Genomic DNA, 12026 nt, shown 5'->3' on the forward strand with positions numbered 1-12026 from the left:
TTTTCTTATCATTTTCATATTGGCGCTTTCGCCTTGAGGCCCTAGCTTCGACACCCTAGTTTAGTCGCATTGCAGCGATGCAGGGAGAGCGAATGCTGACGAAATCGAAGCACGGCCTCAAGGATGTCACCGAAGGCCTCTTGCGGCCGTTGAACCAGACGGAACTGAAATCGGCGCTTGCCGACCTGCAGGATATCGGCAAGAGCGAGCCCGTCGTGGCTGAGATGCTGAAGGCCGAGGGGGCGCTGCGCGACTTTATCGCCGCCGTCCTGACGCTCTCTCCCTATCTGCGCGAAATCGCCAATCTCGATCCGGCAATCCTTGCCTCTGCCATCAGCGATCCGCTGGAGCCGCAGATCGGGGCTTTGATTGTAGAAGCGCGCGATTGCTGGAAACCGGACGGCGAAGGAAGTACGCTTGGCGAAAGCCAGGTGATGAGCAGGCTGCGCATCGTCAAGCGCAGGGTGGCCTTCCTCGTAGCCCTTGCCGATCTCGCCCGCATCTTCGACGGCCGGGCGACAACCGGCTGGCTCAGCGAACTGGCAGAAGCGTCAGTCACCGCCGCCATCGATCACCTGCTGCTCTCAACGCATGAAAGCGGCAAGCTGAAGCTGAAGAATGTTGCGGCCCCGAGCGAAGGCTCCGGCGTGATCGTTCTCGGCATGGGCAAGCTCGGCGCTTCCGAACTCAACTATTCCTCCGATATCGACCTCGTCGTCTTCTTTGACGAAGAAGCCGGCATTGTGCCCGACCCCGATGACGCGATCGAGATCTTTCCGCGCATGATGCGGCGGCTGGTGCGCATCCTGCAGGAACGCACCGCGGATGGTTATGTCTTCCGCACCGATCTCAGGCTGCGGCCGGATCCCGGCTCCACGCCGCTCGCAATCCCCGTCGATGCCGCCATGATCTACTACGAGGGCAGGGGGCAGAACTGGGAGCGGGCCGCCTTCATCAAGGCCCGCGCGGTGGCCGGCGATCTGGCTGCCGGCGAACAGTTCCTGCGCGGTCTCGTTCCCTTCGTCTTTCGCAAATATCTCGATTATGCGGCGATATCGGATATCCACTCCATCAAGCGGCAGATCCACGCCCATAAGGGCCATGGCGCAATCGCCGTGAAAGGCCACAACGTCAAGCTCGGCCGCGGCGGTATCCGCGAAATCGAATTCTTCGTGCAGACCCAGCAGCTGATCGCCGGCGGACGCATGCCGGCACTGCGTTCGCGCGTGACCGAGGAGACGCTGGCCGAACTCACCAGGGCAAAATGGATCGACGCGGAAACCCGCGACGAGCTGATCGAGGCCTACTGGTTCCTGCGCGATGTCGAGCACCGCATCCAGATGGTGCGCGACGAGCAGACCCATCTCCTGCCGGAGACGGACGCAGAACTGAAACGCATCGCCTTCATGATGGGCTTTACCGATACGCCCAGTTTTTCCGAGCGGCTGGTGGAGGTGTTGAAGACGGTCGAGCGGCGTTATGCCGACCTGTTCGAACAGGAAACCAAACTATCGGTGGGCACCGGCAATCTCGTCTTCACCGGCCAGGGCGACGATCCCGACACGCTGGAGACGCTGAGAAAACTCGGCTTCGAGCGTCCCTCGGATATCTCCCGCATCATCCGCACCTGGCATTACGGCCGCTACCGCGCGACGCAATCGGTCGAGGCGCGCGAGCGGCTGACGGAGCTGACGCCCGAACTTCTGCGCGTCTTCGGCGAAAGCAAGCGGGCGGACGAGGCGCTGCTGCGCTTCGACAGCTTCATTTCCGGCCTGCCGTCGGGCATCCAGCTCTTCTCGCTGCTCGGCAGCAATCCGGCGCTGCTCTCCCTCATCGTCAACATCATGTCCTCGGCGCCGAAGCTTGCGGAAGTCATCGCCGCCCGCCCGCATGTCTTCGACGGCATGCTCGATCCCGGCCTGATGGCCGAGCTGCCGACGCGTGACTATCTCGGCGAGCGGCTGAAGGCCTCGCTGGTACAGGCCCGGCATTATGAGGAGGTGCTTGACCGTCTGCGCATCTTCGCGTCGGAACAGAGCTTCCTGATCGGTATCCGCCTGCTGACCGGCGCAATCAACGGCGACATGGCCGCGCGCGCCTTCACCCATCTAGCCGATCTCATCATTGAAGCCGCCCTCGACGCCGTCATGAACGAGATACGCGTGACGCATGGCGATTATCCCGGCGGAAGGATTGCGATTGCCGGCATGGGTAAGCTCGGCAGCTTCGAACTGACGGGAGGCTCCGATATCGACCTCATCCTGCTCTACGACTACGACGATGCCGCCGGTGAATCCGACGGTGCAAAACCGCTCGATGCGACGCGATACTTCACCCGCATCACCCAGCGGCTGATTGCTGCCCTCTCGGCCCCCACGGCCGAAGGCGTGCTTTATGAAGTCGACATGCGGCTTCGCCCCTCCGGCAACAAGGGCCCGGTCGCAACCCGCATCAATGCTTTCGGCAAATACCAGCGCGAAGAGGCCTGGACCTGGGAGCATATGGCGCTGTCGCGCGCCCGGCTGATCTGCGGCGATGAAAGCCTTGTCAGTGAAGCCGAAAGCATCATTGCCGACGTGCTCTCGGTGAAGCGCGATGTCGCCAAGGTGACCCATGATGTGGCCGAGATGCGCGAGCTGATCGAAAAGGAAAAGGCGCCGGAGAATGGCTGGGATCTGAAGCTCATTCCGGGCGGCGTGATCGATGTCGAATTCATCGCCCAGTATCTCGCCCTGATCGCGCCAGCCAAGGGTGTCGATATCAGGATCAACGGCCTGACGACGGGTGCGGCCCTGAAGGTGCTGGGCGAGAAGTTGATGGGTTCTGCAGACCTCGATACCTGCCTTGAAGCCTTTACCCTCTATACGGAGCTGTCACAGTTGATCCGTCTCTGCATCGATGGAATGTTCGATCCGAAGGAGGCGCCCGCCGGCCTGACCGAACTCGTCTGCCGCGCCGGAGACTGCCCTGACATCAAGACGTTGGAGGGTGAGGTGAAGCGGCTGTCCAAGGCCGTCCGCAAGGTCTTCCAGACGGTGGTAAAGGCTTGAGCCTTTTCCGCGTCAGCCGTGATCGGGAATGCGCAGCGAAATCACCGTGCCAATAGATTCGCGCGAGCGGATCTTCATGCTGCCGCCGTGCAGGCTTGTCAGCGAACGGGAGATGGCAAGGCCAAGGCCTGAGCCGCCCTTGCTCTTGGCATACTGGCTCTGCACCTGCTCGAAGGGCTGGCCGATCTTGATAAGTGCTGCACGCGGGATACCGATGCCGGTATCGGCGATGGTGACCATGACGCCATCGGCGACGCGGCGGGTGCGCACGGCGATGCGCCCGCCCTCGTTGGTGAATTTCACCGCATTGGAGAGCAGGTTGAGCAGCACCTGCTTCATGGCGCGGCGATCGGCCATCAGCGTCATGCCCGAGGAGATGCGCTGCTGGATGACGATGTTCTTCTCGGCTGCCGGAATGGCGGTGAAACGCAGGCTTTCCTCGATCAGCGGCACGAGATCGATCCGCTCGCGCGACAGCAGCATATGGCCTGCCTCGATCTTCGACATGTCGAGAATGTCGTTGATCACGTTGAGCAGATGCTTGCCGCTGTCATGGATATCGCGGGCATATTCATTGTACTTGGCCGAGCCGAGCGGCCCGAACATCTGGTTCTGCAGGATTTCCGAGAAGCCGAGAATGGCGTTGAGCGGCGTGCGCAGCTCATGTGACATGTTGGCGAGGAATTCCGACTTCGCCTTGTTGGCCGCTTCCGCACGCTCTTTCTCCACCAGATAGTTGGAGTTGGCGGTCGAAAGCTCGGCCTTCTGTGTTTCCAGCGTCTGGCGCGAGGCAGAGAGATCGTTGATCGTCGCCATCAGCCGGCGCTCGGAATCGCGCAGGCGCTCCTGGTGACGCTTCAGGGGCGTGATGTCGGTGCCGACGGATACGCGCCCGCCGTCTCGGGTGCGGCGCTCGTTGATCTGCAGCCAGCGCTCGTCGGCAAGCTGCACTTCCGTCGTGCGCGAATAGCCGGAGCCGTCGGCATCGGCGATACGCCGCTCGATCACCGGGCGTGCCGCGGCCGCATGGACGACCGTACGCTCGGTACCGGGCACGAGCACGCTGTCGGGAAGACCGTAGGCCTGCTGGAAATGCGCGTTGCACATGACGAGCCGGTCGTTCTTGTCCCACAGCACGAAGGCTTCCGAGGTGCACTCGATGGCATCGGCCAGACGCTGGTCGGCCTCGGCATAACGCTGGGCCAGGCGATGCTGCTCGGTCACGTCCATGGCGATGCCGATCATGTGCACGCGGCCGGAATGGCTGCGGATCACCTGGGCGCGGGCGCGCATCCAGACATAATGACCGCTCGCGTGGCGCATGCGGAAAATCTGGTCGACCTGGCCGGAATCGCCCTTGGCGATGGCGCGGGCGATCTCATGCAACCCGTTGTCCTCGGGATGCATGAGGCGGGCTGCATCGGCAAAGCTCATCGTCTTGTCCGAACCAGCAAGCCCGAGCATGTCGTACATCGAGCGCGACCAGAAGAATTCACGATTGTGGAAATCGAAATCCCAGAGGCCGCAGCGGCCGCGCGATAGCGCCGTCTCCACCCGGAGATTGGATTCCAGGAAGATGTCGTCGGCATCGCGCGCCCGCTTCACCTGCATGTAATAGGCATAGAGGATGACGAGCAGGATGGAGGAAATGCCGGCAAACAGCGTGACGTTGAGCGTCAGCTCTTCGCGCCAGAGACGGTTTATCTCGTTGAGCGAGGTGGCGGAAACGATATAGCCGCCCGCCGTGCCCATCAGGGAGATCTCGGCATAATGCAGCTCGCCGCCGATGCTCGTTTCGATGACGTCGGTGCGGTCGCCGAAGCGGCGGATCGCGGAGATCTCGGGGAACAGGGCCGAGACATCGGCGCCGACATAGGCGGCACCCGCCGCCGTTGCCGCAAACACCTTGCCGCTCGCCTCCACCAGCAGCACGAAGGCGCCGTTTTTCCAGCCGGTCCTGCGGCAGGAATTTCACAAGGCGCGCCTGCGCCTCTGCGGCGCTGCCGCCGTCGAAGAGATCGGTCGCATCGGCAAAGACGGCGGCCGCGGTTGCAGCCGAGAGCGCCGTCGCGTGGCGCGCGGAAGCTTCCATGCGGCTATATTCGCTGACCATGCCGAAGAAATGCGAGGCCGCCACGACGGCAAGGAAGGCGACGATCAGAACGGGGATCGTGCGCTTCAGGAGAAGCTCTGCCTTCGGCAGGTGGCGCAGCAATGGTTCAGGAGCTTTCGCAGCGTTTCCGGACAGGCTGTCGCGCCAGGCTTTGAGCCCGCCAAAATCGACACGCAGCCGTCCTTCGGCCGCGGTTGCCCGCCGCACGTCCATCATCTCTGAACCTAATCCCTCGTGTGATTCGCGCGCCGCTCGCTCGAACTACACACAGAGAATCATGCGTGATTCGCCTTGTCCAGAGCTGCTGGTAAAAATTTATTAACCATTTGCGATTGCTGGTATTTCGGAGGGATTCGCCGATGGCCGGCCTAGCTGTCCGGAGAACACAAGACAGCTAGGCGGCAAATCATTTGTGGTAAATCACCCCTTGAGGGTGCGCTCGACGATGTCGCGGACATCGGTCGAAAGGTTCGCCGCTCCTTCGATCTCGAGCAATGCCGAGCGTGCATGATCGGCACGGATCGATTCCAGCGAGCGCCAGGAGCGCATTGAGGTCAGCAACCGTGCGGCAAGCTGCGGGTTGCGCTGGTCGATGTCTAGGATCTGGCTGGCGAGGAAACGGTAGCCTTCGCCATCTGCACGACCGAAGCCGGTAGGGTTGCCGAAGGCGAACGTGCCGACCAGCGAGCGCATGCGGTTCGGGTTAGTCCGCTTGAAGAGCGGGTTTTCCATCAGCGCCTTGACGCGATCGACCGCGCCCTGTCCGGGAATGCCGGCCTGGATCGCAAACCATTTGTCCACGACGAGCGCGTTTTCCTGGAAACGGCTGCGGAAGGCTTCGAGCGCCGCCTTTGCCTCCGCGCTGTCGGGGAAGCGATGAGCGAGGATCGTCAGCGCATGGCTGAGATCGGTCATGTTGTTGGCGCCGTCAAAGGCAGCCTTGGCGCGAACAGGAGTACCCTCGGCATAGGAAAGGTAGGTGAGGGCGGCGTTGCGCAACGCACGGCGGCCGGCACTCTTGGCATCCGGGCTGAATTCGCCGGGCGTGGTCATTGCGTCGTAGAGGGCCGCGAAGGTGGCTTTGCCGGCTTCGGCGATCTGTTTCATGATCGCCTGGCGACCTGCATGCACGGCGTCGGGATCGATATTGCTGCCGAGTTCGCGGGCAATATCGGATTCGCTCGGCAAGGCGAGCGCCTGGGCGCGGAAGGCGGGCTCGAGGCTTTCATCGGCTGCTGCTGCGACCAGCGTATCGATGAAGGTCTGTTCGCAAACGATGGCGGCACCCTCGCGGGCATCGCGGGCCGCCTTCAGGAGGTTCGGAAGCGCCAGATCCGTCAGCGCCTGCCAGCGGGCGAAGTGATCCGTTTCATAGCGGGCAAGCAGCGCCAGATCGGCCGGGCTCTGGTCGAAATGCAGATTGATCGGCGCAGAGAAACTGCGGTTGATCGAAACCACCGGCCGCGAACCGATACCGTGGAAGACGGCGGTTTGCGTCCGCGCCGTCAGGTGCAGCACCTCGCCGGCATATTCGGCGCCCTCGACGGAGGATGGCTCAATCTTGGCCCCGTCCTCGGCAAACAGCGCGAGGCTCAGCGGAATGTGCATCGGCTCCTTGGTCGGCTGGCCGGGTGTCGCGGGGATCATCTGTTCCAGCGACAGGCTGAACGTATTGGCGCCGGCATCATAGGTGCCGGATGCGGTCACCAGCGGGGTCCCGGCCTGATGGTACCAGAGCGAGAACTGCGCGAGGTCGCGGCCGCTGGCGTCTTCGAAGCATTTGACGAAATCCTCGATCGTGACGGCCTGGCCGTCATGGCGATCGAAATAGAGGTCCATGCCCTTCTTGAAGGTCTCGCGGCCGAGCAGGGTCGCGATCATGCGCGTGACTTCGCTGCCCTTCTCGTAGACCGTCGTCGTATAGAAGTTGTTGATCTCGCGATATTTGGTCGGGCGCACCGGATGGGCGAGCGGGCCGCCATCTTCCGGAAACTGCTCGGATTTCAGGTGGCGCACCTCGGCGATGCGCTTGACCGGACGCGAACGCTGGTCCGACGAGAATTCGTGGTCGCGATAGACGGTCAGGCCCTCCTTGAGGCAGAGCTGGAACCAGTCGCGGCAGGTGATGCGGTTGCCCGTCCAGTTGTGAAAATATTCATGCGCGATGATCGCCTCGATATTGGCGTAGTCGGCATCCGTCGCCGTTTCAGGGTCGGCGAGCACGTATTTGTCGTTGAAGATGTTGAGACCCTTGTTCTCCATGGCCCCCATGTTGAAGTCGGAGACGGCAACGATCATGAAGATGTCGAGATCGTATTCGCGCCCGAACACTTCCTCGTCCCACTTCATCGAGCGCTTCAGCGCGTCCATGGCGTAGGCCGCGCGCGGCTCCTTGCCATGTTCGACATAAATCTTCAGCACGACCTCGCGACCGGACGTCGTGGTGAACGTGTCTTCGACGACGCCGAGATCACCGGCGACCAGCGCGAAGAGATAGCTCGGCTTCGGATGAGGATCGAACCATGCGGCAAAATGCTTGCCCGGGCCGTAGCCGGCACCGCCGAGGAAATTGCCGTTCGACAGCAGCAGCGGATTGGCATCCTTGTCGGCGATGATGTTGACCGTATAGGGCGCCAGCACATCCGGCCGGTCGGGGAAATAGGTGATGCGGCGGAAGCCCTCGGCCTCGCATTGCGTGCAATAGATGCCGCTGGTGCGGTAAAGGCCCATCAGCTGCGTATTGGCTTCGGGATTGATGAGCGTGGTAACGGTGACTTCGAACGGCGCCGTTTCCGGCAGGTCGCGGATCGTGAGGCTTTCGGGCGTTACCGTGTAGCGTTCCGGCGCCAGCTCGTTCTGATCGAAGAGAAGGCTGGAAAGATTGAGTTCGTCGCCGTCGAGAACAAGGGGAGCGGAGAGATCGGCACCTTCGCGGCGATGGAAGATCAGCCGGGCTTCTACCTTTGTTTCCGTCGGATCCAGTTCAAAGGTCAGGTCGACGCGTTCCAGCACGAAATCTGTTGGGCGGTAATCTGCCAGATTGATGACCTGGCCGGTATCTGTTCGCATGTTGCCTGAAGACCTTTATTAGACAATGGCCGAATACAGAGGCGGGCGCACTCTGCTGAAATTTGGCCGCCATGATTACATTAAAGTCTGAACTAAAGTTAAAGCAAATTGGCCGTGAGCGCCAAGTTCACAGCCAATTTATTATGGTCGAATTATCGTGCATGCAGCAGAAAGGAGAAAGCTGCTATTTGAGATTGAGGGCGTTCTTGATCGCAACATCGCTTTCCGTCTGCTGCACGACGACGCCGTACCAGCCAAGCCCGTCATAATCCTCGTAGCCGAGCGTGCGCGCGAAAGCGACGATCGAGCCATTGTTGTCGTAATAGCTGCCCTTTGCCTGGCCGGTGGGGTTGGCGAGAGCGAAATGGGTGAAGAGCAGAGCCTGATTGGTGCAGGCGATCACCCGGCTTGCGCCGTCGAGCAGCATGACGGTGGTCTTTTCCGCAAGCTGCGGCGGCAGGTTCGCCTCCTTCTCGACGATCGCCTGGCCCTGGTTCTGCCAGTCGAAATAAACGCCGAGCGTGCCGATCAGCTTGCCGTCGAGCTTGCCGCCTTCGCGGATGCCGGTCGCATAGACCAGCGCATGCCGCTGGTCGTGCAGAACGCTCGGCTTGACTTCATCGACGACATAGCTGTCGCCGGACGCGCAGCTGGCCGCTGCCCGGAACCAAGGATCACCGGCAAGCGATGAGCCTGATATCTTGCGCTGGAAGGTCGGGTTGGCGGACGCGATCACCCGGCCGGAGAGATCGGTCATGACGAGGTCGAGATAGACGGTATAGAAGCGGTTGATGACGCCGAGCCGTTCGCCCGCGAAGGCGATACGGTCCTTGTCCGGCTCCTGCAACGCCTGCCACAGCGCCGTATCCGTCGCCCACCAGCGCACGTCGGCAGTGCGCTCGAAGAGATTGCGCACGATGAGCTGGACCAGCGTCTGCGCGAGATCGGTCAGCCGCACGCCTTCCATTTCGGTCACGAGCGAATCCGCCATCGCGCGGCTGAGACCGATGCGTCCAAGCACATTGCTCTCGAACTTGCTGGTGATCTCGGTGGCGATCTGTGCCAGCCGCTGCACTTCATTGGCAACCACCGCAAAGCCCTTGCCGGTTTCACCGGCGCGCGCCGCCTCGATCAGTGCGTTGATGGCAAGCAGCTTGATCTGTTTGACGATGCTGGTGTTGTCGGTGCTGAAACGCTCCAGGTCCGTGCTGATGCCGTCGGTGACGACACGCATCGAGCGGGGCGTTGCATTCTGTGACTGGGATATGATCTCTGCGCTGAGCGGCTTCATCAAAAAGATCCTGAAAATAAGCTGACGCGACTGGCTGCGTACGAATGCGATTCTTTTGTATGATTAATTAACTGCGAACGATGCGGGGGCATGGTTTGCAACAGGTTAACGCAAAGGGTCCGGATGCGAACATTTTCGGGCGAATAAGCGTAAAACGAGAAGTTTTTTCATCAAAAGACGAATTTGCACAGAAAAGCGGCAGATCAAAAGCAGGTAAATACTTGCTCGCTGCAGCATCTGCCCGAAAATCAGAATCGATTTTCGAAAAGCCCGATGCGTAAATTCCAAAAGTTAGAGCGTGCGAATGCACGCACGGCGTTTGGTACGCGCAGATTTTTTCCCGCCGGCGCATTTCTTCGGTTACGATGAAAAAATCATCCGCTGCGTTCGAGTCGAACGCGTCTCCCCGCTCGGCATGCCCGCATAAGAGCCAGGATCATGGAATCGGTTCTCAGAAACCCGATGAGAGGCATTGCGCTGAAAGTCTCGTCGGTCGTGGTCTTCCTGGCCATGCAGACATTCATCAAGCTGGCAGGCTCGGATATCCCGCCAGGCCAGGTGACTTTCTGTCGTTCCTTCTTCGCGCTGTTTCCGATCATGGCGTATCTCGGCTACCGGCATCAGTTGCGCTCTGCCTTCTATACTGCCAATCCGATCGGTCATCTGAAGCGCGGGACGCTCGGCATCATCTCGATGGGCTTCGGCTTTTACGGGCTGCTGCACCTGCCGCTGCCGGAGGCGATCGCGCTTGGTTATGCCATGCCGCTAATCGCCGTCATCTTCGCAGCGGTTTTCCTGGGCGAGACGGTGCGCGTATACCGCTGGAGCGCGGTCTGTTTCGGCATCGTCGGTGTCGCCATCATCTCCTGGCCGAAGCTCACGCTATTCAGGGAAGGCGGCATGGCGGCTGAACAGGCCGTCGGCGCACTCTGCGTGCTGCTGTCGGCGGTTCTCGGCGGCATGGCTATGATCCAGGTACGTCGCCTTGTCGAGGAAGAGAAGACGGCGACGATCGTGCTCTACTTCTCGATCACCGCTTCGGTCTTTTCCCTGGTCACTGTCCCCTTCGGCTGGCTTCTGCTCGACTGGACCTCGGCGCTCTTCCTGATCGCTGCCGGTTTCTGCGGCGGTGTGGCGCAGATCCTCCTGACCGAGAGCTACCGGCACGCCGATGTCTCCACCATCGCTCCGTTCGAATACAGCTCGATCCTGCTCGGCGGCATTGTCGCTTATTATGTCTTCGGTGACGTTCCGAGCAGTACGATGCTCTTCGGCACCCTCATCGTTATCGCCGCCGGCGTCTTCATTATCTACCGCGAGCACCAGCTTGGCCTCGAGAGTCGCGAAGCGCGAAAAGCTGGCGCACCGCAATCCTGAGTGGCAGTGCCTGTATCACAGGTGGAATTTACTATCGCAATAATTGAAAATCTATTCCGCCACTCCCTCAAAAGAGAAGGGGGTGGTGAAATCTTGGGATATCGCTTTTGTCAGAAATATGGTTATGAAAGTGAATTACTTTCATTTATTCAAAGCCGTGCATAATCGATAGGCCATAGATGCCGGGGGAGTTTCGGTATCGCTGCTCCGAACGCTGGCTTTCGAGCGAGGGTTGAGGAAAAGCATTATGGCGTTCACAGCGGAAGAACTGGCGCAGACCCCCTCTTTCGTAGTGAGCATTCGCTTTCTGGCCGGGCAAATGCGCGGCATGTTTGATGCGGGGCCGCGGCTGGCGCGCCTGCTGGCCTCGCATCAACGCTGGCTCCTGACGCAGACGGCCTATGCACTGCATCTGGAATATGACCCGCGGGATGTGACCTCGGGTTTCACCGCCGTCCGGCTGACCGGCAAGATCACCGCGCACAAGATCGCCAGCCGCAATACCGTGCTTGCCTTCATCGAAGAACTCTTCACCTACCGCTTCATCGCCCATACGCCGGGTGACGAACGCCGCCGTCCGCGCCATTTCGAGCCCGCCGAAGTCAGCCATCAGGCAATGTTCGGCTGGTTGCACTCCAACCTCGGCGCGCTTGATCTCATCGATGGTGGAAACCGGGCGGCGTTTCTGCATGAAAATCCCGTGCTTTTCCGCCAGATCCAGCCGCGTATTGCCTATAACTGCCTCGAGGATAGCAGATGGCGCGAACCGCCTGAACAGGTGGCGCTGTTCCTCTGGACGGAAGCGGGCGGCATGGTCATCGATCATTTCATGTCCCGGCTCGATCTCGAGGGAGGCGATCCGGAACGGCTCGCGATCGGCAGGGTGGAAACCCGCCCGCTCGCCGGTGATTTCATGATGTCGCGCACGCATCTCCAGCGGCTGCTCGCCAAGGGCGCCCAGCGCGGTTGTCTCGGCTGGTACGACGAGCCGAAGAAGTCGCAACTGTGGCTGTCGCGCGATTTTCTGAGGGAATATGTCGGCTGGCAGGCGATCAAATTCGCCTATGTGGACGAAGCCTTCGAATGGGCAAAGGCGAGGTTCGAATCCGAAAACTGCTGAAGCAAT

Annotated in this window: 4 protein-coding genes and 2 pseudogenes; 3 read left to right on the forward strand and 3 right to left on the reverse strand. The window is 60.8% G+C overall.

Going from position 1 to position 12026, the window contains the following annotated elements:
• Positions 1 to 92 precede the first annotated feature (92 nt).
• Positions 93 to 3050 (forward strand): bifunctional [glutamine synthetase] adenylyltransferase/[glutamine synthetase]-adenylyl-L-tyrosine phosphorylase, encoded by a 2958-nt coding sequence (locus tag LVY75_15435; protein XAZ24595.1) that lies wholly within the window; start codon positions 93 to 95, stop codon positions 3048 to 3050.
• Positions 3051 to 3062: 12 nt separating this feature from the next.
• Here LVY75_15435 and LVY75_15440 read toward each other — a convergent pair.
• From LVY75_15440 to LVY75_15450, 3 genes and pseudogenes are all read right to left on the reverse strand, one after another.
• A pseudogene (locus tag LVY75_15440) lies at positions 3063 to 5379 on the reverse strand (ATP-binding protein).
• A 204-nt stretch (positions 5380 to 5583) separates the two neighbouring features.
• The gene (pepN, locus tag LVY75_15445) at positions 5584 to 8232 is read right to left on the reverse strand and encodes an aminopeptidase N (GenBank protein ID XAZ24596.1); all 2649 of its coding nucleotides are present in this window, start codon (positions 8230 to 8232) and stop codon (positions 5584 to 5586) included.
• A gap of 1057 nt (positions 8233 to 9289) precedes the next feature.
• Positions 9290 to 9385 (reverse strand): annotated as a pseudogene (locus LVY75_15450) (methyl-accepting chemotaxis protein).
• Between the two features lie 576 nt (positions 9386 to 9961).
• On the opposite strand from LVY75_15450, the gene LVY75_15455 reads away from it, so the two are divergent.
• Both LVY75_15455 and LVY75_15460 read left to right on the forward strand, forming a co-directional pair.
• On the forward strand, positions 9962 to 10900 hold the full coding sequence (locus tag LVY75_15455; protein XAZ24597.1) for a DMT family transporter: 939 nt from the start codon (positions 9962 to 9964) through the stop codon (positions 10898 to 10900).
• A gap of 247 nt (positions 10901 to 11147) precedes the next feature.
• Positions 11148 to 12020 (forward strand): hypothetical protein, encoded by an 873-nt coding sequence (locus LVY75_15460; protein XAZ24598.1) that lies wholly within the window; start codon positions 11148 to 11150, stop codon positions 12018 to 12020.
• Positions 12021 to 12026 lie beyond the last annotated feature (6 nt).

This window comes from Sinorhizobium sp. B11 (genome assembly GCA_039725955.1).
Taxonomy (GTDB): domain Bacteria; phylum Pseudomonadota; class Alphaproteobacteria; order Rhizobiales; family Rhizobiaceae; genus Rhizobium.

Bases quoted from the DNA above. Each gene is read 5' to 3' on its own strand.
- LVY75_15435 (XAZ24595.1), top strand. From the start codon at position 93: ATGCTGACGAAATCGAAGCACGGCCTCAAGGATGTCACCGAAGGCCTC.
- pepN (XAZ24596.1), bottom strand. From the start codon at position 8,232: ATGCGAACAGATACCGGCCAGGTCATCAATCTGGCAGATTACCGCCCA.
- LVY75_15455 (XAZ24597.1), top strand. From the start codon at position 9,962: ATGGAATCGGTTCTCAGAAACCCGATGAGAGGCATTGCGCTGAAAGTC.
- LVY75_15460 (XAZ24598.1), top strand. From the start codon at position 11,148: ATGGCGTTCACAGCGGAAGAACTGGCGCAGACCCCCTCTTTCGTAGTG.